Source organism: Salinicola sp. CPA57 (genome assembly GCF_003206035.1).
GTDB lineage: Bacteria > Pseudomonadota > Gammaproteobacteria > Pseudomonadales > Halomonadaceae > Salinicola > Salinicola socius.
The window spans coordinates 318,708-341,175 of sequence record NZ_PZJR01000003.1 but is presented as its reverse complement, the minus strand read 5'-3'; the positions used below and the strand labels follow the sequence as shown (position 1 = coordinate 341,175).

General features: G+C 62.1%; 23 protein-coding genes. 14 read left to right on the top strand and 9 right to left on the bottom strand.

What is annotated here, in order from left to right; genetic code table 11:
* Window positions 1–9 precede the first annotated feature (9 nt).
* The gene (locus tag DOM36_RS03845) at window positions 10–711 is read right to left on the bottom strand and encodes a pseudouridine synthase (RefSeq protein WP_110641425.1); all 702 of its coding nucleotides are present in this window, start codon (window positions 709–711) and stop codon (window positions 10–12) included.
* Window positions 712–911: 200 nt separating this feature from the next.
* On the opposite strand from DOM36_RS03845, the gene rarD reads away from it, so the two are divergent.
* Window positions 912–1,877 carry an EamA family transporter RarD gene (gene rarD, locus DOM36_RS03840; RefSeq protein WP_232823717.1) on the top strand — a complete coding sequence of 322 codons (966 nt, stop codon included), beginning with the start codon at window positions 912–914 and terminating at the stop codon, window positions 1,875–1,877.
* Window positions 1,878–1,951: 74 nt separating this feature from the next.
* Here the strand turns inward: rarD and fliE are convergent, their stop codons facing one another.
* A complete protein-coding gene (gene fliE, locus DOM36_RS03835; RefSeq protein ID WP_075568789.1) occupies window positions 1,952–2,278 on the bottom strand; it encodes a flagellar hook-basal body complex protein FliE in 327 nt (108 codons plus the stop codon).
* A gap of 305 nt (window positions 2,279–2,583) precedes the next feature.
* Here fliE and fliF point away from each other — a divergent pair, with 305 nt between their 5' ends.
* The 13 genes from fliF to fliR all read left to right on the top strand — a co-directional run bounded on the left by fliF (window position 2,584) and on the right by fliR (window position 14,533).
* Window positions 2,584–4,410 carry a flagellar basal-body MS-ring/collar protein FliF gene (gene fliF / locus DOM36_RS03830; protein WP_075568790.1) on the top strand — a complete coding sequence of 609 codons (1,827 nt, stop codon included), beginning with the start codon at window positions 2,584–2,586 and terminating at the stop codon, window positions 4,408–4,410.
* Window positions 4,407–5,405, top strand: a complete 999-nt coding sequence (gene fliG / locus DOM36_RS03825) for a flagellar motor switch protein FliG (RefSeq protein WP_075568791.1) — start codon at window positions 4,407–4,409, stop codon at window positions 5,403–5,405. The genes fliF and fliG overlap by 4 nt, the downstream gene beginning before the upstream one ends.
* Complete coding sequence (locus DOM36_RS03820) at window positions 5,392–6,237, top strand: flagellar assembly protein FliH (protein WP_075568792.1); 846 nt, start codon at window positions 5,392–5,394, stop codon at window positions 6,235–6,237. Before fliG ends, DOM36_RS03820 begins: the two co-directional genes overlap by 14 nt.
* Window positions 6,230–7,672, top strand: a complete 1,443-nt coding sequence (fliI, locus tag DOM36_RS03815; RefSeq protein ID WP_110641423.1) for a flagellar protein export ATPase FliI — start codon at window positions 6,230–6,232, stop codon at window positions 7,670–7,672. The genes DOM36_RS03820 and fliI overlap by 8 nt, the downstream gene beginning before the upstream one ends.
* Window positions 7,673–7,847: 175 nt before the next feature.
* A complete protein-coding gene (gene fliJ / locus DOM36_RS03810) occupies window positions 7,848–8,297 on the top strand; it encodes a flagellar export protein FliJ (RefSeq protein ID WP_075568897.1) in 450 nt (149 codons plus the stop codon).
* Window positions 8,298–8,414: 117 nt separating this feature from the next.
* The gene (locus tag DOM36_RS03805) at window positions 8,415–9,863 is read left to right on the top strand and encodes a flagellar hook-length control protein FliK (RefSeq protein ID WP_110641421.1); all 1,449 of its coding nucleotides are present in this window, start codon (window positions 8,415–8,417) and stop codon (window positions 9,861–9,863) included.
* Window positions 9,864–10,067: 204 nt separating this feature from the next.
* The gene (gene fliL / locus DOM36_RS03800; protein ID WP_075568795.1) at window positions 10,068–10,550 is read left to right on the top strand and encodes a flagellar basal body-associated protein FliL; all 483 of its coding nucleotides are present in this window, start codon (window positions 10,068–10,070) and stop codon (window positions 10,548–10,550) included.
* A gap of 18 nt (window positions 10,551–10,568) precedes the next feature.
* Window positions 10,569–11,576, top strand: coding sequence for a flagellar motor switch protein FliM (gene fliM / locus DOM36_RS03795; RefSeq protein ID WP_075568796.1), 1,008 nt, complete (start codon window positions 10,569–10,571; stop codon window positions 11,574–11,576).
* The gene (gene fliN, locus DOM36_RS03790) at window positions 11,569–12,102 is read left to right on the top strand and encodes a flagellar motor switch protein FliN (protein WP_110641419.1); all 534 of its coding nucleotides are present in this window, start codon (window positions 11,569–11,571) and stop codon (window positions 12,100–12,102) included. Before fliM ends, fliN begins: the two co-directional genes overlap by 8 nt.
* Window positions 12,099–12,587 (top strand): flagellar biosynthetic protein FliO, encoded by a 489-nt coding sequence (gene fliO, locus DOM36_RS03785; protein ID WP_110641417.1) that lies wholly within the window; start codon window positions 12,099–12,101, stop codon window positions 12,585–12,587. The genes fliN and fliO overlap by 4 nt, the downstream gene beginning before the upstream one ends.
* A gap of 104 nt (window positions 12,588–12,691) precedes the next feature.
* Window positions 12,692–13,396: a flagellar type III secretion system pore protein FliP gene (fliP, locus tag DOM36_RS03780; protein ID WP_075568898.1), complete on the top strand. Its 705-nt coding sequence runs from the start codon at window positions 12,692–12,694 to the stop codon at window positions 13,394–13,396.
* A 59-nt stretch (window positions 13,397–13,455) separates the two neighbouring features.
* A complete protein-coding gene (gene fliQ / locus DOM36_RS03775; RefSeq protein WP_075568799.1) occupies window positions 13,456–13,725 on the top strand; it encodes a flagellar biosynthesis protein FliQ in 270 nt (89 codons plus the stop codon).
* A 16-nt stretch (window positions 13,726–13,741) separates the two neighbouring features.
* Window positions 13,742–14,533: a flagellar biosynthetic protein FliR gene (gene fliR / locus DOM36_RS03770; protein ID WP_075568800.1), complete on the top strand. Its 792-nt coding sequence runs from the start codon at window positions 13,742–13,744 to the stop codon at window positions 14,531–14,533.
* A gap of 190 nt (window positions 14,534–14,723) precedes the next feature.
* On the opposite strand, the gene flgL is transcribed toward fliR, so the two are convergent.
* From flgL to DOM36_RS03735, 7 genes are all read right to left on the bottom strand, one after another.
* Entirely contained in the window at window positions 14,724–15,938 is a 1,215-nt protein-coding gene (gene flgL, locus DOM36_RS03765) for a flagellar hook-associated protein FlgL (RefSeq protein ID WP_110641415.1), read from the bottom strand.
* Between the two features lie 116 nt (window positions 15,939–16,054).
* On the bottom strand, window positions 16,055–17,683 hold the full coding sequence (gene flgK / locus DOM36_RS03760; RefSeq protein WP_075568802.1) for a flagellar hook-associated protein FlgK: 1,629 nt from the start codon (window positions 17,681–17,683) through the stop codon (window positions 16,055–16,057).
* A 126-nt stretch (window positions 17,684–17,809) separates the two neighbouring features.
* Complete coding sequence (flgJ, locus tag DOM36_RS03755; protein WP_110641413.1) at window positions 17,810–18,898, bottom strand: flagellar assembly peptidoglycan hydrolase FlgJ; 1,089 nt, start codon at window positions 18,896–18,898, stop codon at window positions 17,810–17,812.
* Window positions 18,898–19,968 carry a flagellar basal body P-ring protein FlgI gene (locus tag DOM36_RS03750; RefSeq protein WP_279626528.1) on the bottom strand — a complete coding sequence of 357 codons (1,071 nt, stop codon included), beginning with the start codon at window positions 19,966–19,968 and terminating at the stop codon, window positions 18,898–18,900. Before DOM36_RS03750 ends, flgJ begins: the two co-directional genes overlap by 1 nt.
* 77 nt (window positions 19,969–20,045) lie before the next feature.
* Window positions 20,046–20,717, bottom strand: coding sequence for a flagellar basal body L-ring protein FlgH (locus DOM36_RS03745; RefSeq protein ID WP_075568899.1), 672 nt, complete (start codon window positions 20,715–20,717; stop codon window positions 20,046–20,048).
* 41 nt (window positions 20,718–20,758) lie between these two features.
* Window positions 20,759–21,541 (bottom strand): flagellar basal-body rod protein FlgG, encoded by a 783-nt coding sequence (gene flgG / locus DOM36_RS03740; protein ID WP_075568805.1) that lies wholly within the window; start codon window positions 21,539–21,541, stop codon window positions 20,759–20,761.
* 61 nt (window positions 21,542–21,602) lie between these two features.
* Window positions 21,603–22,370, bottom strand: coding sequence for a flagellar basal body rod protein FlgF (locus DOM36_RS03735; protein WP_075568806.1), 768 nt, complete (start codon window positions 22,368–22,370; stop codon window positions 21,603–21,605).
* Window positions 22,371–22,468: the final 98 nt, after the last annotated feature.

Below are 22,468 nucleotides of genomic sequence, written 5' to 3'. Positions count from 1 at the left end.
TTCTACGGCTCAGAACGCGGCGATCTCTTCCGGGCGCAGATAGCGGCACTCGCCGGGCTCGAGGTCCGGATCGAGTTCCAGCGGACCAATGGCCTCGCGATGCAATGCCTCGACCGTATGCCCCACTGCCGTCAGCATGCGCCGAACCAGATGGTAGCGACCTTCGGTCACGCCGATCAGCACTTCGGTGTCGTTCACGGCTTCGAAAGTGGCAGGCCGGGTCGGTCTTTCGTCGCCGTTGAGCTCGACGCCCTCGTCGAACTGCCGTGCGATTCGCTCGGCTTCGCCTTCCACCAGGGGTTCACCCAACGTCGCGCGGTAGCGCTTCACGCAGGCGCGGTTCGGTGACGTCACCCGGTGCGTCCACTTGCCATCGTCGCTGATCAGCAGCAGCCCCGACGTGTCGAGATCCAACCGCCCTACTGGATGTACCCGTTCGATCTGCGGGATATCGATCAGGCTCAGCACGGAGGGATGGTGTGTCGGGCGCAGAGAACACTCGACACCTACCGGCTTGTGCATCATCAGATATCGCCAGCCGACACGCTCCAGCGTGTCGCCCTGCCATCGCACCACCTGGTCATCGGAGACCTGACAGGAGGCGTCTCGCGTCACTTCGCCATCGACGCTGACCTCGAACTGGCGCAGCGCGCGTTTGGCCTGGCTACGCGTGAGTTCCGTGGCCTCGCTAAGAAATCGATCCAACCGCATTGTCAGTCATCCCAGTAAAAGTGTCGGCATCTTGCCACGCCAGGAACGGGTCGCGAAATGTCTTTAGTGAATCAGGAACACGATAACCGGATCGACGAACGCCACGCCCTCGAAGCCGAGAACCATTGACATGTCGGCCACAGGCGGCCACCGCCTGTGGGTCATGATAGATTACGGACTAAAGACACGGAGCGTCGATCATGCCAAATCCGGTAATGGATGAGTCGCAACCCCAGGCGGGCGGAACGGAAACCGCGACATCGCGGACTCTCGCTGACGACGCGCGTCGAGGCGTCGTGTTCGGACTCGCCGCTTACACTCTATGGGGCTGCTTTCCGCTGTTCTTTTCTCTCTTCGATGGCGTACCGGCCTTCGAGGTGCTGATCCAGCGAATCCTGTGGTCCTGTGCCTTCCTGGCGGTCGTGGTAACGCTGATGGGACGCTGGTCTGCCCTGCGCCGAAGTTTCTCCGAGCCTCGCGAACTGGCCCAAAAGCTGGCCTGGAGTCTGGGTTGCGCGCTGCTCATCGCGCTGAACTGGGGGCTTTACATCTACGCGGTGGAAACCCATCACGTACTCGAGGCGAGTCTCGGCTATTTCATGACCCCGCTGGTCAACGTCGCCCTGGGCATGCTCGTTCTGCGCGAGCGACTTGGCCGCTGGCAGCTGGTGGCCATCGGCCTGGCGCTGATGGCAGTACTGTTGCAACTCGTCCTGCTCGGCAAGCTACCCTGGATCAGCCTGGTGCTGGCACTGACATTCGGAACTTACGGCCTGCTGCGCAAGCGCGTCTCTCTGGATGCCCTGTCGAGCCTGCTGGTGGAAACGAGTCTACTGCTGCCACTGAGTCTGGCGGCGCTGATCTGGCTGTCATGGCACGGCCAATCCCACTTTGGCGACACCGCGCGGACCACCGCGCTGATGATCGTCAGCGGTATCGTCACCACGCTGCCCCTGCTCGCTTTCGCCGGCGCTGCACGACGACTGACACTCTCCACCGTCGGCTTTCTGATGTATCTCAACCCGACTCTGCAGTTTCTGCTGGCGCTGTGGGTCTTTGGCGAGTCAATCTCCTGGCCTCAGCTTGCGACGTTCGTGCTGATCTGGATCGGGCTGGGCTTCTACTCGGTGGACACCTGGCGTCAGCATCGCAAGCTCGCACTCTGAAGCACGAACAAAGCCCGGCGGTTGTGGACAACGGCCGGGCATCGGTACAGCACGAGCGGAATCGCCGAGCGGCGTTAGACCTGCAGCCCCATGATCTCCTTGTACGAGGTCACCAGACGATTGCGCACCTGGACCCCCATATCGAAGGCCACGCTGGCCTTCTGCATGTCGACCATAACGTCGTTCAACGCCACGTTGGGGTCGCCTGCCTGAAAGGACATTGCCTGCTGGTTGGCGGACTGCTGCATCTGATTGATGCGCCCGAGCGATGCCTGCAACTCACCAGCGAAACTACCGCTGGTCTCGGCAAGTGGAGACTGCGAGCCCGCGCTCTGTCCGCCGGCCTGGGCCGACAGAGCCTGCATCTGCTGAAGCACCGCTTGAATGGCTGGAGCACTCATGAAGATTTTCCTGTGTGACGGCGCCGGTGCGGGAGGCGACAGGACCGTCGGTGGATTCGACGCTCGCAGCCTATCAACAGCAAGCCAACCACTATCGCGGTAAATGCGCCTGAAAACAGCGGCTTTTCCCACCTTCACCGTTAACAGACCGACACATAATGGCTGCCATCAAACTAACGCCCCGCCCAGGACCGCATCGGAACGACTCTCCGAGCGTGCCAGGAGACGGATGAGCAGACGCGTTGCAGGGAGCAGATTACTGCTATGTTGTCGAGTCGCACCACGTGCCATGATCGGAGCCCGACATGAGCACGGCCACGTCGTCCAACGACACTCAGAGTTCAACCACATCCTCCGCCCGGAATCCGAATCGGCAAGCCGCTTCGGAGGCGACCGCTGGCGGCCGCGACTGGTTGAGCAAGCTGCAGAAAAATCCACGCGTTCCCTTGATCATCGCCGGCGCGGCAGCCGTGGCGATCGTGATGGCGCTGTTGCTGTGGGCCCGCAGCCCCGAATATCGCGTCCTCTACTCCACGCTCACGGACGCCGACGGGGGGCGCATCATCACCCAGCTCGACACCATGGGCGTCCCCTATGAGTTCAGCGAGGGCGGACAGGCCCTGCTCGTTCCCGCCGATCAGGTCCGCCCGATTCGCCTCAAGCTAGCCGAGCAAGGGCTTCCCGAAGCCAGCGGCGTCGGCTTCGAACTGATGGACGATCAGGCATTCGGCATCAGCCAGTTCGCCGAGCAGGTCAACTACCAGCGTGCACTGGAGGGGGAGTTGGCACGCACCATCGGCACGCTGGGCAGCGTTGCTCGCGCCCGGGTGCATCTCGCCATGGCCAAGCCATCGGTCTTCGTTCGCGAGAGCGAACCCGCCACCGCCTCCGTGGTTCTCGACCTGCAGCCGGGCCGCGTGTTGGGCGAAGGCCAGGTCAATGCCATCGTCCACATGGTCTCCAGCAGCGTGCCCCAACTGGCCGTCGATGACGTCACCGTCATCGATCAGAATGGCGATCTGCTGAGTCGTTCCAATCGCAATGCCAGTCAACTCGATGGCAGCCAGCTCGATTACGTCAGCAATCTCGAGGACCAGTACGCCGAACGCATCGAAGCGATTCTGGCGCCCATCGTCGGCGCGAGAAACGTGCGGGCTCAGGTCACCGCGCAGATCGACTTCTCTCAACGCGAACAGACCGCGGAGCGATACGGCCCCAATCAGTCGCCCAACGAGGCCGCGGTGCGCAGCCAGCAGAGCAGTTCGTCGTTCCAGAGCAATAGCGACCTCGCCATGGGCGTACCGGGCGCAATGAGCAATCAGCCGCCGGGCGTTGCAGCGTCGCCGATCAATGCGCCGGGCACCCAGGCCCAGGACGATAACAACGACGATCAGGCCGATGGGGAAAATGCCGACACCGAAGGCGACGCGACCCAAACCGAAACCGATGCCAATACCGGCCAGGTACGCCGCGACAGCACCACCAATTATGAAGTGGATCGCACCGTCGAACACATCAAGCAGCATAGTGGCGATATCGAACGCCTCTCCGCCGCCATCGTCGTCAATTATCGCGACGGGGTGGATGACGAAGGCAATCCGACCCGAGTGGCCCTGAGCGATACGGAAATGGAGCAGATTCGCGGCCTGGTGCGTCAGGCCATGGGCTTCTCGGAGGCACGTGGCGATGCGCTCGAAGTCGTCAACAGCCCGTTCCAGCTCAACGCTCCCGACTTCGAGATTCAGCCGTGGTGGCAAACGCCGGAAGCCTGGAGTCTCGCCAAGAGCTTGCTGAAGTATCTGGTCGTTGCTCTGGTTGCCCTGTTCCTGTGGTTCAAGGTAGTGAAGCCGCTGCTGCGCCGTCAGACACCGGAACCCGTACCGGCCCCGGCAGCGTCACCGATGCCCGCGAGCGGCGCGGCGGCCACCGCCGGCGCCGCAAGCTATCAGACGGTCAGTGACAGTGGCGTCGACGACAGCGGTAGCCGCGCCGGCAGCGCCGCCAAAGCCCGCGAGCGGAATCGTCGTGGCGCCTCGAATTACGAGCAGGATCTCAAGGACGTTCGCGAAATCGCCCAGGAAGATCCCCGCCTGGTCGCCATGGTCGTCAGAACCTGGATGGACAAATCATGACGGTGGAAATGACCGGCGCCCGACGCGGTGCCATTCTGTTGCTCTCGCTGGACGAAGACAGCGCCGCGGAAGTCTTCAAGTACCTGTCCAGTCGTGAAGTGCAGGACATCAGTCAGGAAATGGCCAAACTGGGCCAGGTCTCTCACGAAGAGATGGCCGCGGTGCTGCGTGACTTCCACAACGAAGCCGAGCAGTTCACCGCCATCAACCTGCATTCCAACGATCACATCCGCGCGGTCCTGACCAAGGCCCTGGGCAGCGAACGCGCCAGCAGCCTGATCGAAGACATTCTCGAGACCAGCAACACCGCATCGGGGATCGACTCGCTGAACCTGATGGAAGCCTCGATGGTTGCCGAACTGATCCGCGATGAGCATCCGCAGATCATTGCCACGATCATGGTCCATCTGGAGCGCTCCCAGGCCGCCGACATTCTCGAGCTGTTCGACGAGAAGCTGCGTGACGACGTCATGCTTCGCATCGCCACCTTCAGTGGCGTTCAGCCGGCGGCATTGCAGGAACTGACGGAAGTGCTCACCTCCATGCTGGACGGCACCAACCTCAAGCGGAGCAAGATGGGCGGTGTCAGAACCGCGGCCGAAATTCTCAACCTGATGAACTCGGCTCAGGAGGAGCAGGTCATCGACGTGGTCCGCGCCCACAGCGAGGACCTCGCCCAGCGCATCATCGACGAGATGTTCTTGTTCGAAAATCTGCTGGATATCGACGATCGCGGCATCCAGATGATCCTGCGCGAAGTCGAGACCAATTCGCTGGTGATCGCGCTGCGCGGCGCCGAAGATGCACTGATCGACAAGTTCACTCGCAACATGTCCCAGCGTGCGGCTCAGCTGATGCGCGAGGACATGGAAAATCGCGGTCCGGTTCGTCTGTCTCAGGTCGAGAACGAACAGAAGTCGATTCTGGGGGTCGTGCGGCGTCTGGCGGATTCCGGCGAGATCGCCTTGAGTGGTGGCGACGATGGCTACGTCTGATCGCCACCCGCACGCCACGCCCGGACCCGGCGATGAATGGCATCGCTGGCAGATGGAGGATCTCGGACGCGGCCCCGCGTCCGAGAAGCCAGGCCCCAATGGCGACGCCGAGCATCGCCGCCGGCAGCACGACGCCGAGGAAAAGGCACGCCGCACCATCGCCGAGAAGGCGCAGCGTCAGGGCATGGAAAGCGGCTATCGCGAAGGCCACGAGCAAGGCTATCAGGCAGGCTATCGTGAGGGGCTTGCCGCGGCCGATGCGGCCGCCGAGCTGGAATTCCACAAGCGCCTGGAACTGACGCTGGTTCCGCTTGCCGAACTCGCCGAGCATTTTCGCCAGGCGATGACGACGCTCGATACCGAGATTGCCGATCAACTGGTCGAGCTGGCTTTGATTGCCGGCCGCCAACTGGCTGGCGAGTCCCTGGCCGCCAATCCCGAGCATATTCTTTCCGTCGTGCACGAGCTGCTGGATGCCGACACCACGCTGAATGGCAAGCCTCGCCTGTGGCTGCACCCGGACGATCTCGAGCTGGTCACGGGCTCCATGGGCGAGCGACTCATGGCCAGCGGCTGGGAGTGCCAGCCCGATACATCGCTTGAGCGCGGAGGCTGTCGCGTCACCAGTGCCGGCGGCGGGCTCGATGCCAGCTTGAGCACCCAGTGGAAGGCGATTCTCGACCAGCGGCGTCAGCGCAAGATGATGCCGTCCGCCTCGCCGGAGAGTCAGGAGACTCACGAATCCGGGCCTGACAATGCCGCCCGAGCCGGTTCCCGGTCGGCAGACGCCGGCCCGGATAGCGCGGACGACGGGAACCCGAGCGATGAGTGAGCCCGCCGATACCTCAGTGATTTCGGACATCTCCGCGCATCACCAACGCTGGCGACTGGCGCTGGGTAAGGTCACACACCGCGTCGAGTCGCTCTCCCACTACCGCCATGAGGGCCGCGTGACGCGTGCCACCGGGCTGGTGCTGGAAGCCGTCGGCATTCGTCTTCCTCTGGGCAGCGCCTGTCTGATCGAACTCTCTTCCGGCAGCGGACGCGACGACGAACGCTACGCCGAGGCGGAAGTGGTGGGGTTTTCCGGAGACAAGCTGTTCCTGATGCCGCTGGCTGACACCAGCGGTTTGTTGCCGGGCGCCCGCGTGCTGGCCCTCAGCGGCAATCGCCTGGACATCGCCAGCGCCAGGCGGTTTCCTCTGGGCGACGGGCTGCTTGGCCGCGTCGTCGATGGTAACGGCCGGCCGCTCGACGATCACGGTCCGCTGGAACATGCCCCGCACGCCCCGCTTGACACTCCGCCGATCAACCCGCTGGCTCGTGCCCCCATCGACACCACCATCGATGTGGGCATTCGGGCGATCAACGGTCTGTTGACCGTCGGGCGAGGCCAGCGCATGGGCCTTTTCGCCGGGTCCGGCGTGGGCAAGAGTGTGCTGCTGGGGATGATGGCGCGATTCACCGACGCCGACGTCATCGTCGTCGGCCTGATCGGCGAGCGTGGCCGCGAGGTTCAGGACTTCATCGAGAACATTCTGGGCGAGGAAGGTCTGGCGCGCGCCGTGGTCGTTGCCGCGCCGGCCGACACCTCTCCACTGCAACGCATGCAGGGCGCCTCGTACGCGACGCGGCTGGCGGAAGATTTCCGCGATCAGGGACGCGACGTGCTGCTGATCATGGATTCACTGACCCGCTACGCCATGGCTGCCCGCGAAATCGCGCTGGCCATTGGCGAACCGCCCGCGACCAAGGGCTATCCACCCTCGGTCTTCGCCAAACTGCCGGCACTGGTGGAGCGCGCCGGTAACGGCAAGCGCGGCGGCGGTTCGATCACCGCCTTCTATACCGTACTGACGGAAGGCGACGACCAGCAGGATCCCATCGCCGATTCTGCTCGCGCCATTCTCGATGGCCACATCGTGCTCTCCCGGCAGCTGGCGGAGAGCGGTCACTATCCCGCCATCGACATCGAAGCCTCCATCAGTCGGGCGATGCCGGCGGTGGTCGACACCAGACGTCTGCGTCAGGCCCAGGGATTCAAGCAGATGATATCCCGCTATCAACGCAACCGTGATCTGATCAACGTCGGAGCTTATATCAGCGGTCAAGACCCCCAACTGGATCGCGCAGTCGCGCTCTATCCGCGGCTCGAAACGTTCCTGCAACAGCGCATGGACGAGATCGCCAAACTGGAGCATACCCGGGCCGAGCTCGATCGACTCATCCCCATCGACGACACATCCCCATCGACGACCAAGCCCTGATCGCCTCTGCAGGCGTCTTTCATCGAACGCCGATCCACCATGTATGACACGAGAATAGTGGCATTTTTGATCGTTTATCGAACCTTCGAGCCGATGCCGGGCCCGTCACAATGGCAAGCGGCGAATGGTTTCATTGGGTATCGATAGACGGAAAGGAGGTAACGCTTTGGCCAACATGCAAGCCATGCAGATGCTTCGGGACCTGGCGCAGCGCAGCAGCGACAAGGCCGTCGAAAATCTGGGTCAACTGCAACGTCAGCAGCAGGATGCCGAGAGCCAGCTGGGGCAGTTGCAGCGCTATCGCGACGAGTACCAGCGCAAGCTCCACGACAGCCTGACCCAAGGTGTCTCATCGAGCCAATGGCGCGACTATCAGCAGTTCATCGGTTCGCTGGACAAGGCGATCGAACAGCAGCAACGTCGACTCGGTGAGCATCAGACCCGGGTCGAAAGCGGCAAGCAGCACTGGCAAGGCGAACGTCGCAAGCTCAACGCCTACGAAACGCTGCACACGCGAAGAATGCGTGAAGCGGATCGGCATCAGGCCCGCCACGAGCAACGCCACAGTGACGAGATGGCCGCGCAGTTACGTCGCCGTCAGCACGAGTCCGGGCATCATCACTGAAGCACGATTCATGATCCTGAGCACTGACGTGAAGCCCGTTCGATGCCCTGATTCACGGCACCGAGCCAAAACACCGATTCAACGTTCTACCCGACAACGCAACTGGCGGCCCTGCCCATGGAACTCTCCTCCCTGACCGGCGTGACCTCATCCTCGACGCGTGGCGCCGAGACCAGAAATGGCGAGTCCCGAGACACGGCCAGCGCCCCCTTCGCCGACGTCATGCAGCGAGCCGCAGTAGCGGAAAAACCTCAGCGATCCGAGGCGCGCGGTGAAAGCTCGGCATCTCGGACCGCGGGCGCGCAGGAAACCCGCGAGCCGACAAGAGTCGGTGTCGCGGCGGAGCAGACGGCACCGAATTCACGCCAGTCGGATTCTGAAATCGGGCCAGGTCGCGACCCGGGCCCAGACACCGAGGCAGATACGGACACCAGCCGTATTCTGCAGGCACTCGAGCAAGGTGACATGTCGGGGCTGCACGCGGTGCTGGCGAGTCTTTCGGGGAAAACCGGGTCGAAAGACACCGACAGCGCGAGCCTCTCGAGCGGGCAGGATAGCCGGGGCGCAGCAGGATCGCTCGACGCGACCGATCTCGCCTCCCTCTTTGCCACGCTTTCGCTGACGGTGAATGCTCAGCCCGCGAGCGGTAGCGAAACCGCCGGGACGAATGGTACCGCTACACTGGCGACCGGTTCCCCTGCCCTGCAGCAGGTGGCATTGACGCTCACCGAGGGCGCCCGAAACGCTGCCGCGATGGTCACCGGGGAACTGCCGGATGATGCAGACCACCCCGGCGCCTCGAGTCACGCCAAGACGACTTCGACTTCCGGGCAGGCCGGAGTCGGTGGCCTGCTCTCGGCGATCGACGTCACCCGCGGCGGCAACCCGGGCTCGGGTCAGGGGCTAGCGACGGCCAATGGCCAAGGACTCCCCCTGGGTGACGCTGGCGCGGTGCTGACCGGTGCCCTGGCGGACCCCTTGGCAGCCAACGGCAACGGTGGCGATCCTGACAGCAGCGCTTTTTCCAACTCTCGTTTCGATCCCGGCTCCCTGGCAAATCTGACGTCGTCACCGTCGAACACGACGGGATTGTCGTCGTCGGCGGCCCCGGCAACGACCGGGACCCTCACCACCCCGGTGCAGTCACCCCAGTGGCCGGCCTCCTTCGGCCAGCAGATACTGCAGATGCATCAACGCGGTGATCAGCAAATGTCGCTGCGTCTCCACCCGCAGGAACTGGGCCCTATCAGCGTCTCGCTGACGGTGCAGGACCAGCAGGCGCAGCTCCAGATCCTGTCGGCCCACGCCCCGGTTCGCGCCGCGGTCGAAGCGGCCATTCCTCAGCTCCGTCAGGCGCTCGCGGATAGCGGTATCGCGCTGGGCGAAGCGATGGTCGGTGACCAGGGGCAGTTCCAGCAAGGTCAGTCACCGAACGACGAGCAGCCACGCCAGGCCCCCAACGTCTCCGGCCCGCTGCTTGCCACGTCGGGCGTGGACTCAGGCGATAACACCATGCTGCGCCAGGTCGCCATGTCCGGTAACGGCAACATCAACCTTTACGCCTAGACGTCGCTGCCGATAACACGGATAGCGGCGACCTTGGGTCTGCCGCCATACCCGTCATGCGACGCCGGTCGCGATCGGCTCGCCTGGGTCTACCCTCCCGTATGCATGAAAGCGGAAGTTGGCAGACCGGAAGGCGTCTTTTCCGTCGATCGCAACACCCCCTGGCACCGCATACTCCGCTGCAACTTTCAGAGATGATCCGTAATGGCAGAAGCAATGGCCGCACCTCGTAAAAAACGACCCATGCTACTGGTGGGACTCCTCCTCGTGCTGCTGGCAGTTGCCAGTTCGGTCGCCGTGTACTTTTTCCTCGATGCTCGCGACGACACCGAAGCTGGCGCTACGGTCGACCAGGCCCCGAGCGAACCGCCGATACCGATCTTCGTCACCATCCAGCCATTCACCGTCAACTTGCAGAGTGACTACGGTGACCGTCTGCTTTACGTCGGGCTGTCGCTACGTGTCAGCGATGACGCAACCAGCGCGTTTCTGACCCAGCACATGCCGGAGGTCCGCAGCCGTCTGCTGATGCTCCTGTCCGGCAAGAGTGCGCAGGAGCTGATCAAACCCGAGGGCAAGGTTCAGTTGAAACAGCAGATCCTCGGGCTGTTCGACGAGCCGATCACGACGCCACAGCCGACGTTATCCATCGATGACGTGCTGTTCTCCGATTTCATCGTGCAGTAAGCGGACGCCAGGCCAACCATGTCCCAAGACGATCTACTGTCGCAAGAAGAGATCGACGCCCTTCTCAACGGCGTCAGCGGCGATGACGACAAGCCAGCCGACGACACCCAGGGTGACCGTCGCACACGACCGTTCGATCCGGCCAACCAGCATCGGGTCATTCGCGAGCGTCTGCAGTCACTGGATATCATCAACGAGCGCTTCGCGCGCCTCTTCCGGGTGGCCTTGTTCAACTTGATCCGGCGCAGCGCGGATATCACGGTCTCCGGCGTGCGTTATCAGAGCTACAGCGAGTTCGCGCGCAACCTGCCGGTCCCCACCAACCTCAATCTGATCAGTCTCAAGCCGCTCAAGGGTACCGCGCTGCTGGTGTTTCCGCCGGGTCTGGTCTTCATGGTGGTGGACAATCTATTCGGTGGTGACGGCAGATTCCTGACCAAATCCGACGGTCGCGAGTTCACCGCCACCGAGCAGCGCATCATCCAGCGCCTGATGTCATTGGCCCTGGAAGGTTACAGCGACGCCTGGAAGTCGATCTATCCGCTGGAGATCGACTACATGCGCTCGGAGATGCAGGTCCGTTTCGCCAATATCACCAATTCGCCGAACGAGATCGTCGTCAACAGCACGTTTCATCTCGAGGTCGGCAATCTGGCCAGCGACTTCAACATCTGCATTCCGTTTTCCATGATCGAACCGATCCGGGACATCCTGTCCAGCCCGATCGGTGCGCTCGATAGCGACGATACCCAGTGGGAATCGCGTATGGCAGGCGAGATCAAGCAGACCCAGGTCGAACTGATCGCCGATTTTGCCGAAATCTCTTCGACCATCGGCGACGTGCTGTCGCTGGAGGTCGGAGACGTTCTCCCCATCGATCTGCCCAGAGCCATCGACGTGCGTGTCGATGGTGTCCCGGTCATGGCCTGCGAATACGGGACCCGACAAGGTCAACGCGCGCTACGGGTAAAGCATCTTATTGACCATGGTACGTACACCGCCATGAAGGACTTCGACAATGAGTGATGATCAGAAGCCGGGATCCCAGAAGGGATCTTCCGAGAATACCGCTAACAGCCAAGAAGACGCTGAGGACCTGTGGGCGGCGGCCATGGCGGAACAGGGCGTCGAGCCCGAGGCCGATGAATCCGGCGCCGACGAGCCTGCGACTGCAAGCGAGCCCGTGGCGGATACCCGACCTACCGCCACGGCGAACTCCGGTGAGTCCCGCGCGGCCGAGATGGGGGTGTTCCAGTCCTTCGATCAGGGCAGCGGCAACGCACGCCAGTCTCGGGATCTGGGAGTCGTCATGGACATCCCGGTCAAGCTATCGGTCGAACTGGGCAGAACACGCATCACCATCAAACAGCTACTCGAACTGGCCCAGGGCTCGGTCGTCGAGCTGGATGGTCTGGCCGGCGAGCCGATGGATATTCTGATCAACGGCTATCTCATCGCGCAGGGCGAAGTCGTCGTGGTGGAAGACAAGTACGGCATTCGGATCACCGAAATCATCACGCCGTCCGAGCGTGTTCAGAAACTGAACCGATGAACGACGAACCGCTACGGCAGGTGACCCAGACGGCCGGTGCCGGCAGCGACAGCATCGGTCTCCTGATGATGGGCAAGACCGCCGTGTCACTGCTGATCGTGGTGGCGATCATTCTGGGCTGCGCCTGGCTGCTGAAGCGTCTCGGCCCCAATCGACGCGCGGGTACGCAGCATCTGCGTGTCGTCGCCAGCACCCCGGTTGGCCAGCGTGAGCGCGTGGTCATCGTCGAGGTCGACGATCGCTGGCTGGTGCTGGGGGTCGGCGGCGGCCAGGTCACCAAGCTGGAAAGCATGGCGCCACCGCCCGCCCCGCCTGCAGCGCCGGATTCTTCACCGCTGACCGGCTCTTTCGCCAGTCGCCTGGGGCAGGCACTCAAGCAGAATGCCGTGGGCTCACGTGATCGCGGCGTTCGGAACCCGCTCGGACGCCGCGCCTCGCAACCCGGGAACGTCGATTCCCGCGACGATGACGGGGCCGATTCGTAGTGGCTATGGCAGCGATGATGACAGCGTCGCGGACCGTGCCTCGATCAGCGACTCGACACAAATCGCGTGGCGTCCTGATCGCGCTGTTGGCCCTTGGGACTTTGATGGTCAGCCAGTGGGCCAGCGCTCAGGCGCTTTCCGGCATCGTCAGCGAACCGATGCCCGATGGCGGGCAGCGCTGGTCGTTGAGTCTGCAGACCCTGCTGTTCCTGTCCTCACTCGCCTTTCTGCCGGCGATGCTGCTGATGATGACCTGCTTTACCCGGATCATCATCGTGCTGGGCTTGCTGCGCACCGCCATGAGCACGCCTTCCGCCCCACCCACCCAGGTTCTACTCGGGCTCGCTCTTTTCCTGACATTCTTTGTCATGTCGCCGGTGCTCGACCGGGTCTATGACGAAGCCTGGCAACCGTTCTCGGCCGAACAAATTTCCATGGAAGAAGCTCTGGATCGGGGTAGCCAGCCCTTCCGCGAGTTCATGTTCGCCCAAACCCGGCAAGCCGATCTGGCAATGTTTGCCCGCATCGCCGATATCGGCGAGATGCAGGGACCGGAAGATGTGCCGATGCGGATACTGGTGCCGGCTTATGTCACCAGCGAACTGAAGACGGCTTTCCAGATCGGCTTCACGATCTTCATCCCGTTTCTGATCATCGACCTGGTCGTCGCCAGCGTATTGATGGCACTAGGGATGATGATGGTGCCGCCGGCGACGATCTCGCTGCCGTTCAAGCTGATGCTGTTCGTGCTGGTCGACGGCTGGCAGCTGCTGATCGGCTCGCTGACGCAGAGTTTCTATCTCTCATGAATCGCGCAGGCATGCACGGCATCCCCGGCCGCAGCCCTGCAGCCGCCCGGAGGTGAGCAATGTCTCCCGAAATGGTAATGAGCCTGGCCTATCAGGGCATGAAAGTGACCCTGATGATGGCCGCCCCGCTGCTGTTGACCGCGTTGCTGATCGGGCTGCTGGTCAGCCTGTTCCAGGCTGCGACCCAGATCAACGAAATGACGCTGTCGTTCATTCCCAAGATCCTGGGCGTCTTCGCCATGTTGATCGTGTCCGGCGCCTGGATGATCCAGCTGTTGGTCAATTTCACCCGGGAGCTGCTGCAGAACATCCCGCAAATGGTGAGTTGAGGCGTCAACGCCCCCGATGATCGACATCACCTCCGCCCAGTGGCTGGGTTGGCTGCAACTGTTCTTCTGGCCGACGGTCCGCATTCTCGCCTTCTTCATGGCCTCGCCGCTATGGAGCCTGCCCAGCGTGCCGACGCCAGTGAAGGCATTGTTCGGCGCCGGCATCGCGATTGCCATCGCGCCCGCGTTACCGCCAATGCCGGCGATTCCGCTGTTCTCTCTGGAAAGCTTCGGCCTCATGCTGCAACAGATCCTGATCGGCGTCGCCATGGGGATGGTGCTGCGGATCATGATTGCGGTGGTACAGACCGCAGGTGAGTTCATCAGCATGCAGATGGGCCTGGCATTCGCGACTTTTTATCAACCGGATGCCGGGACCAACACCATGGTGATTTCGCGCATGCTGGAACTGCTGACGCTGCTGATGTTCCTGGCGTTGGACGGTCACCTGATCACGATCGAGATTCTGGCCTGGACCTTCGAGGTGCTGCCGATCGGTTCAACCTCGATCGACGCCAGTTTTGCCGAAACGCTGGCTCGCTGGGGCGGCACGATCTTCTCCTCCGGGCTGCTGATGGCGATTCCCGTCATTACCGCACTGCTGCTGATCAATCTCTCGCTGGGCATACTCAACCGTGCGTCACCGCAGCTGTCGATCTTCTCGGTGGGCTTTCCAATGACGCTGACGGCGGGCCTGGTCATGATGACCGTCTTGATTCCGGACATGGGCGGTTTCTGGAACGATCTCTTCAGTCAGCAGCTGCGTTTCATGCAAGGCATGATCGAGCAGATGGCCGGGCCGCCTTGAGCCGATGGCCCCACACGATGTCGATCCGATAGAGAACCGGCAGATAGAGAGCCGGCAGATCGAGAACCGACAGAGCGTTTCAATATCCCATATGCAGAAAGGGACGCATCCTGCAGGATGCGTCCCTTTCTTTCCTATCCCGTCTTCATGTCGAACAGCTATCGATCTCGACCCGGGCCGAGGCGGTCCGTCACATCAGATCGAACAGGGACGTCCCCTGAAGATCGACGAATGCTTTCTGCGAAGCCTGCAATCCCACCTGACGCAGCACGTAATCCGAGATGGCCGTGGTGTAGTCCAGATCGATCAGATCACTCTGAGTCTGGGTATAGCTGATCGCGCGATCGCTGCCCACGGCATCTAGGGTATCCAGCTCGTTGAGCCGGGCACCCACTGATGCCCTGACGGTCAGCACATTGTCCAGCGCGTTATCCATCTCCCGGCTGGAGGTCGACAGGGTGTTGGCAAAAGCGGCCTTGTCGGCATCGGAATCGAGCGGATTTTCCAGCGCCGAGAGCATGTTCTCGAAGGTAGTAAAGACATCCGGACTCATGTTCCTGGCGGGTCTTACCGAGAGGGAATCTCCGCCTTCCGGCGCGCCTTCCATTGTCAGACGCACGCCACCGAATTCTAGCGTGGTACTGGTGCCATCGTAGGTGCCCGAGGTGTCGCCATTCGGACCACCGCTGATCGTGTATTCGAAAGTCCCGTCGCCGTTATCGCTGAACGAGATCGCATAATCATCGCCGTAACCGTCAGCCGTAGTGTCAGTTACCTTAGGGCCGGTAAATGTCAGGCTGCCACTGTTTCCGCTGTCAGCCCTGGCCAAGTAACCGGACCCTGCCGCCACCGCCTGAAACACGTCACGACCGGTATTGCCGACTTCCATGAGTCGCGAGGAATCGACCTTCTGCTCACGAACCTGATCGGAGCCGGCATATTGGACGGCGCCGGACACATCCTTGACGAAGGGCTCGGCACCGTCCTGGTAGCCGCCAAAAAGGTAACTGCCGTTACCGTCGGTGGAATTGGCCTGTCCCAGCAGCGCTTCGTAGACGCCTCGCATCTCTGTCGCCATCGACTGACGGTCAGCATCACTCAGCGTGCCGTTACCCGCCTGAACCAGCAGCTCCTTGGCTCGCGTCAGAGAGTCGGAAACGCTGTCGAGAATGCTCTCCTCCTGGCTCAACGAATTGCGCGCCGTGATTCGACTGTCGCTCTGCTGACCGTTGGCGGCCAGTGACTGCGACACCCCGACTGCCCGCGAGGCGGCTTGCGGGTCATCTGACGGCCGCACGACGCGCTTGCCGGAGGCGATCTGTTCGCCGACCTCCATGAAAGCGCTCTGCTGGCGGTTCATCGAGCTGACACTGCGCTCGAACATCATCACGGTGCTGACACGCACGGCTCTCTCCTCGAAGGCGCCTCGAAACCGACGCGCTCAATGGCTATTCAATAAAGACGCTTCTCAACGACGCTTCTCAAAGACGACATCGATCAATCATGACCCTTCGGCAACGCTCAGGAGCGTAGACCCAGGATGGTATCCATGATGGTCGAGCCGGCTTCGATAACCTTGGCATTGGCTGAAAAGTACTGCTGAAACTGCAACAGATTGGCGTACTCCTCATCCAGATTCACGCCCGAGTCGGCCTGCTGATAGGCGTAAAGCTGGTCGCTCAACCCTTCCTGGGTAGTGAGGTTGGCCTGAGTAATCGCTGTACGGTTGCCGACATCGCTGACCAGCGACGCGTAACCGCCGCTGAAGGTGGCACTGCCGCCGACCAGTTTCTGATTCTGTAGATCGAGCAGTGCCAGCGCGTTGCGGTTGTCACCGCTACCGCCGCCGTCGGCAGCCGCCGCCGCGATCTCGCTGGTATCGCTCAACGCCACATCGAATCCGGCTGCCGCATGACGTGTCGGCTGGAGCATGAAGACATCGCCCTCGGCCGGGCTGCCACCAGGCGTTAGCGTCACCCCGGCGACGGACAGGTTGCCGTCGCCGTCGGGGGAGATCGTGCTGATCTCGCCGCTACCCAGATTCTCGACCGAGTAGGAACCATCCGCCTGATAGGTCAGACGATAGTCGTCCGCGGTCAGCTCGCTGACATCGCCATACTCGGCGCTCATCGAACCACTGCCGGTATTGGTCGAACGGCTGATGACAGTAGGGCTGCCGATATCGAAGAAGGCTTCGCCCGGATCCCCGTTGAGATCCAGGCCGGCTTCATGCTGCTTATTGAAGCTCCCCGCCAACGTCACCGCCAACTGCCCCAGTTGATTCTGGGCGCTGTCCAGCGTCTCGCTGCGAAAGCTCATCAGCCCGCCGAGCTCACCGCCCTGGATGACCGATTCCTTGAGCGGGGAGCGCGAACCGGCGCCATCCTGATAGGCGATCGTGGTGCTGGAGGGATCGTCGCTACTCTTGACAGCAACCAGATCGAACGACTGGTTACCGGCGACCAGCGGCATGCCATTGGATAGCGAGACCTGGTAGGTCGAGCCGTCCTGCACCTGGACATTGACGTCGACCAGCTCGCCAAGATCACTGACCAGCTTGTCGCGCTGATCCAGCAGCGCATTGGGCTCCTCGCCACTTCGGGCGCGGGCCAGCGTGACCTGCTTGTTGAGATTCGAGATCTGGTCACTGAGATTGTTGACCTGTGTCACCACGTCACCGATCTGACCGTTGATGCCCTCACGCATGTCGCTGAGGTAGCCGTCATAGGCTCGGAACTGCGCCGCCATGCTGTTAGAGCTGCCCAGCAGCCCTTCCCGCGCTGCGGCGTCCGCCGGTGCGCCGGTCAGATCCTCGACGCTGGAAAAAAAGCCCTGCATCAAGGTGGTCAGACCGGAATCGCTATCCGCCAACAGGTCATCGATCTGATTGATCTGGCTCTGATAGGTTTCCAGTGCCGACTGACGGCTGTTGACCTGATTGAGCTGCGAACTGATGTAACTGTTGTACTGGCGCTGAATGCCATCGACGCTGACGCCGGCACCAGCGCCCACACCACTGCTGTTCTGCCCCAGCAACGTCAACTGGCGGCTATAGCCGTCGGTATAGACGTTGCTGATGTTGTTACTGGTGGTCGACAGCGCGTTCTGCGCTGCGCTCAAACCGCTCAGGCCAATCGAAAACAGGCTCATATCGCTATCCCGTGAAACGCCATGACGACTGTGGCGATGTCCGTGCAAGATTATGATTTTTATCGGCTGCGAAAGCCGCTTCTTGATCCTTGCGGACAGCGATTTCGCAACGAATTGTTACTGCGATCAGAAGATGGCGGTAGGCAAGTCGTCAGGACCGAATGGATTGTCGCCGTTGCCAGCCATCGCCACCAGGTTGCTACCTGCCGAAGCGTCGAGCGTGCCCAACTGGGCCATGATGCCACGCAACTTCTCGGCATAGCGCGGATCGGTGGCATAGCCGCCCTGCTGCAATGCCTGCGCTGCCATATCCGGCGAGGAGGCGGTCACGACGCCCTGGTAGCGAGGGTTATCACCGATCAATCTAGCGTAATCGGTGAAGGCATCGGCATAGGAGTCATAGACGCGGAAGCGGTCGGCCATCTTGATCGGCCGCCCGTCGACATACTCGGTGGTGGTGATTTCCGTGGTGGCCCCCTGCCAGGACCGCCCGGCCTTGATGCCGAACAGGTTATGACTGTTGCCACCGCTGGCCGTGGGAATCTCACGCTGGCCCCACCCGGTTTCGAGCGCGGCCTGCGCCAGAATCAGCTCGGCCGGCACACCCGACGCACCTTCAGCCTTCCTGGCAGGCCCGGCAAGGCTATCCAGAAAGGCGCGGACGTGTGCCGGGCGGTCATCGGTTTCGGCAGGCGCCATCGCCGATGAAGAGGCGACTGAAAACTCATTGGACCTCGCACCGCTGCCGGCGATACCCGCCCCTGGCATGTCGTGCCGTAACGGCTCCGGCATGAACCCTGGCGTGCGCAGCCCGCCGTGCAGCAATCGCGGCGCTCCCCGCGGGATGCCGGCGATCAGGGTCGAGGTATCCTCGGAGGCAGCCGCGCCGGGAAGCGCTGCCGTTCCCGGCAAGCCACTGCCTTCCAGCTGCTGAACCAACTGATCGGCCAGCCCCAGACCCTTGCCCGCGAGCTGCTGCGCCCACTGCTGATCCTGCATGGAGCGCATCATGTCCATCTGATCGCTCTGCAGCAGACCGGACTTGGGGCTGGCATCACGCATGCTCTTCAGCATCATCTGCAAAAAGACCGCCTCGAACTGACGCGAGGCCTCCTTGAGACTGCCCTGCGGCGAGTTGGCCGCGCTGTATTTGAGCTTCTGCACGCTCTGAACGTCGAGCGCGAACTGGCCGGAGAGATCGTTGCTGATCGCCATCAGATGACATCCAGTTCGGCGTTGAGCGAGCCTGCGGACTTCAACGCCTGCAGAATCGACATCAGATCCTGGGGCGAAGCGCCCAACGCGTTCAAGGCATTGACCACGTCCATCAGATCGGCACTGGTCTCGACCATCTGCAGCGCGCCGCCTTCCTGCTGAACGGTGATATCGGCGTTGGGCACTACCACGGTGTCGCCACCGGCGAGCGCATTGGGCTGGCTGACCTGAGGATTGGAATCGATGACGATCGACAGGTTGCCGTGAGCCACCGCGGCACGATTGAGCGTGACGGTATCCGACAGCACCACCGACCCGGTACGCGCATTGAGAATGACTCTGGCCGGGCCACGCTCGGTGGTGACGTTCACCCCCTGAACGCGGGCCAGAAAGGTGACGCGATCGTTGTCATTGGCGGGCAACTTCAACTGCACCGTACGCCCGTCCAGCGCGGCCGCCACCGGCGCTCCGAACTCCTGATTGATTGCCGTCACCATGCGTCGGGCGTTCTCGAAGTCGGACTGCTTCAGAAACAGATCCAGCGTGCCGCTGGCGTTGCCAAGACGCATCGGCACTTCCTGCTCGACCAGACCGCCACCGGGAATGCGTCCGGCAGACAGGTGATTCACGGAAACGCTGCTGCCTGCAGCTTCCGCCCCGGCCCCGCCCACGTAGACATTGCCCTGGGCCAACGCGTAGACGCGGCCGTCGGCGCCCTTGAGCGGCGTCATCAGCAGCGTGCCGCCGCGCAGGCTGTCGGCGTTGCCGACCGACGAAACGGTGACATCGATCTCCTGGCCCTGACGCGAAAACGGCGGCAGTTTTGCCGTCACCATCACCGCCGCCACGTTGCGTAGCTGCATGTTGGTACCAGCGGGAATCGTGACCCCCAGCTGCGACAACAGGTTGGTGACACTCTGGCCGGTGAACGGAGCCTGGGTGGTCTGGTCGCCCGTACCATCGAGTCCGACTACCAGGCCGTAACCGACCAGCGGGTTATCCCGCACGCCGGAAAAGTTGGCCAGATCCTCGATGCGCTGAGCCTGAGCGCTCAGGCTGAACAGCAGCATCGACAGCAGCACCAACGTTTTCGTCAGCGACGAGTACCGCATCCGGGAAAGATATGAGAGACGAGACGACATAGGCATCAGAACGGTGAGATGTTGAGGAAGAAGCGCTGCAGCCAACCCATGGTCTGCGCTTCGTTGATATAGCCATCACCGATATATTCGATGCGGGCGTCGGCGACTTGAGTCGACTGCACGGTGTTGGAACCGCTGATCGCGCGGGGATTGACCACGCCGGAAAATCGGATGTACTCGGTGCCCTGATTGATCGCGATCTGCTTTTCCCCTCTCACCTTGAGATTTCCGTTGGCCAGCAGGTCGTAGACCGTCACGGTAATCGTCCCGGTGAAGGTGTTGTTGGCGTTGGCGCCACCGGCACCGTTGAAGACGTTCTCGCCCTCGATATCATTGGCATATCGATCGAGAAAATCGAGATCATTGGGCAGCAATGTCGGCGTAAAGGACGCGGAGCCGTTACGCGTGGCATTCGCGGCAGAATTCTTGCTGGCGCTGACCTGTTCGTCGAGCACGATGGTAATGATGTCGCCGACCTGGCGCGGACGACGATCCTCGAACAGCGGCTGGAAGCCGAATCGAGCCTGATAGATGGAGCCGTTGGCCTGAACGGGCGGGGTCGAGGGAATCTCCACCGGCGCCGAATCCTCGACCACGGAGTGACGCGGGATCTGGGCACAGCCGGTCGCGGTCAACACCAGACACAAGCCTGCCAGCATGATCACTCTTCGCCACATCGTGGCCAATTCTGCGGTCAGCAACACGCGCCTTCCCCGGTTTATAGCTGCGTCAGACGCTGCAGCATCTGATCGGAAGTTTCGACAGCCTTGCTATTGATCTCGTAGGCCCGCTGCGTCTCGATCATGCTCACCATCTCCTCCACCACGTTGACGTTGGAGGTCTCCACGTAACCCTGGTAGAGCTTGCCAGCACCATCCAGGCCGGGGTTGAGGTCGGTACGTGGTCCGGAGGCATCGGTTTCCAGATACAGGTTCTGGCCAATGCTTTGCAGCCCGGTCGGATTGATGAACGTGGAGAGCATCATCTGCCCCACTGCGTTGCTCTGAGACGTTCCCGGCTGAGTCACCGACACCGCGCCGTCCTGGCTGACCGTGATCGACAGCGCGTTCTGGGGGATCACGATCGGCGGATCGACCGGGTAACCGCCGGCGGTCACCAGCTGGCCGTTCTCGTTGACCTGAAAGCTGCCATCACGGGTATAGCCAGTGGTGCCATCCGGCATCTGTACGGCAAAGAAGCCCTTGCCGTTGATCGCGAGGTCGCGGGAGTTCTCGGTATTCTGCAGGCCACCCTGCGTGTGCAGGCGCTCGGTCGCGACCGGGCGAACACCGGTACCTACCTGCATGCCCGAAGGCAGCGTATCGACCACCGAGGACTGCGCGCCGGGCTGACGCACGTTCTGATACAGCAGATCTTCGAAGACGGCACGAGACCGCTTGAAGCCATTGGTCGAGACGTTGGCCAGGTTGTTGGAAATCACGTCCAGCTTGGTCTGCTGCGATTCCAGGCCAGTCTTGGCCGTCCATAATGATTTGATCATGACAAAAATCCCGCTGTCGGTGCGCAAGCGCGGTGGCTGGCGCCGCTGGTCGAAATTGACGTTAGCTGGTCAGAGAAAGAAGACTGTTGGCGCGTTGCTCGTTCTCATCCGCGCTTTCGATCACCTTCATATGCATGTCGTAACGTCGGGCGCTGTCGATCATCGAAATCATCGCGTCGGTCGCAGTGACGTTACTGCCCTCGAGCGCACCGGGAACCAGGCGCCGGGTATCATCGGCCGGTAGCGGCGGCGCGACATTCTGGCCTTGCGCCGGCGTCATGCGAAACAGGCCGTCTTCGCCGCGCACCAGGTTGTCGTTGCCTGGTGCAACCATCTTGAGCCGTGCCAGCGGTGCCACGGCGTCGGGGTTCTGACCCGGCTCCAGCACGCTGATCGAGCCATCCGGCGCGATCGTCACGTCGCCGCCGAGGGGCACCACGATGGCCTGGCCATTGTCGGAAAGAACCGGATTGCCGAGCGACGTCAGCAAGCCGGTGGAATCGACCTGAAGATCGCCGCGACGGGTATAGGCTTCGCCGCCCTCCGGGGACTGCACCGTCAGCCAGGTATCGTCGCCTTGCAGAGCCACATCCAGACTGCGCCCGGTGGTGTTGATGTTGCCGGCCGTGAAGTCGGCGCCAGGCGTGGTCATCATGGAAGCGACACGCGTCGACAGACGCGCTTCGCCCTCCACCGGCACCGCGCGGAACGCCATCAGCTCACCTCGGAAACCCGGCGTGCTGACGTTGGCCAGGTTGTTGTTGACCACCGATTGCTGCGCCATGGTCTGGCTGGCACCACCGCCGGCGGTATAAAGAATTCTATCCATGACCGAAGCCTTTCAAGTCAGCCTTGCGAACCAGAGCTTGTCGAAGGGAGCGCGTTGCCGGCCATGCGGCGACCGGCAACGCCATTGCTGTTGGCGAC

Excerpts from the sequence above, each read along its gene's own strand:
- DOM36_RS03845 (WP_110641425.1), bottom strand. The coding sequence starts at position 711 with ATGCGGTTGGATCGATTTCTTAGCGAGGCCACGGAACTCACGCGTAGC.
- rarD (WP_232823717.1), top strand. The coding sequence starts at position 912 with ATGCCAAATCCGGTAATGGATGAGTCGCAACCCCAGGCGGGCGGAACG.
- fliE (WP_075568789.1), bottom strand. The coding sequence starts at position 2,278 with ATGAGTGCTCCAGCCATTCAAGCGGTGCTTCAGCAGATGCAGGCTCTG.
- fliF (WP_075568790.1), top strand. The coding sequence starts at position 2,584 with ATGAGCACGGCCACGTCGTCCAACGACACTCAGAGTTCAACCACATCC.
- fliG (WP_075568791.1), top strand. The coding sequence starts at position 4,407 with ATGACGGTGGAAATGACCGGCGCCCGACGCGGTGCCATTCTGTTGCTC.
- DOM36_RS03820 (WP_075568792.1), top strand. The coding sequence starts at position 5,392 with ATGGCTACGTCTGATCGCCACCCGCACGCCACGCCCGGACCCGGCGAT.
- fliI (WP_110641423.1), top strand. The coding sequence starts at position 6,230 with ATGAGTGAGCCCGCCGATACCTCAGTGATTTCGGACATCTCCGCGCAT.
- fliJ (WP_075568897.1), top strand. The coding sequence starts at position 7,848 with ATGCAAGCCATGCAGATGCTTCGGGACCTGGCGCAGCGCAGCAGCGAC.
- DOM36_RS03805 (WP_110641421.1), top strand. The coding sequence starts at position 8,415 with ATGGAACTCTCCTCCCTGACCGGCGTGACCTCATCCTCGACGCGTGGC.
- fliL (WP_075568795.1), top strand. The coding sequence starts at position 10,068 with ATGGCAGAAGCAATGGCCGCACCTCGTAAAAAACGACCCATGCTACTG.
- fliM (WP_075568796.1), top strand. The coding sequence starts at position 10,569 with ATGTCCCAAGACGATCTACTGTCGCAAGAAGAGATCGACGCCCTTCTC.
- fliN (WP_110641419.1), top strand. The coding sequence starts at position 11,569 with ATGAGTGATGATCAGAAGCCGGGATCCCAGAAGGGATCTTCCGAGAAT.
- fliO (WP_110641417.1), top strand. The coding sequence starts at position 12,099 with ATGAACGACGAACCGCTACGGCAGGTGACCCAGACGGCCGGTGCCGGC.
- fliP (WP_075568898.1), top strand. The coding sequence starts at position 12,692 with ATGGTCAGCCAGTGGGCCAGCGCTCAGGCGCTTTCCGGCATCGTCAGC.
- fliQ (WP_075568799.1), top strand. The coding sequence starts at position 13,456 with ATGTCTCCCGAAATGGTAATGAGCCTGGCCTATCAGGGCATGAAAGTG.
- fliR (WP_075568800.1), top strand. The coding sequence starts at position 13,742 with ATGATCGACATCACCTCCGCCCAGTGGCTGGGTTGGCTGCAACTGTTC.
- flgK (WP_075568802.1), bottom strand. The coding sequence starts at position 17,683 with ATGAGCCTGTTTTCGATTGGCCTGAGCGGTTTGAGCGCAGCGCAGAAC.
- flgJ (WP_110641413.1), bottom strand. The coding sequence starts at position 18,898 with ATGGCGATCAGCAACGATCTCTCCGGCCAGTTCGCGCTCGACGTTCAG.
- DOM36_RS03750 (WP_279626528.1), bottom strand. The coding sequence starts at position 19,968 with ATGCTGCTGTTCAGCCTGAGCGCTCAGGCTCAGCGCATCGAGGATCTG.
- DOM36_RS03745 (WP_075568899.1), bottom strand. The coding sequence starts at position 20,717 with ATGTGGCGAAGAGTGATCATGCTGGCAGGCTTGTGTCTGGTGTTGACC.
- flgG (WP_075568805.1), bottom strand. The coding sequence starts at position 21,541 with ATGATCAAATCATTATGGACGGCCAAGACTGGCCTGGAATCGCAGCAG.
- DOM36_RS03735 (WP_075568806.1), bottom strand. The coding sequence starts at position 22,370 with ATGGATAGAATTCTTTATACCGCCGGCGGTGGTGCCAGCCAGACCATG.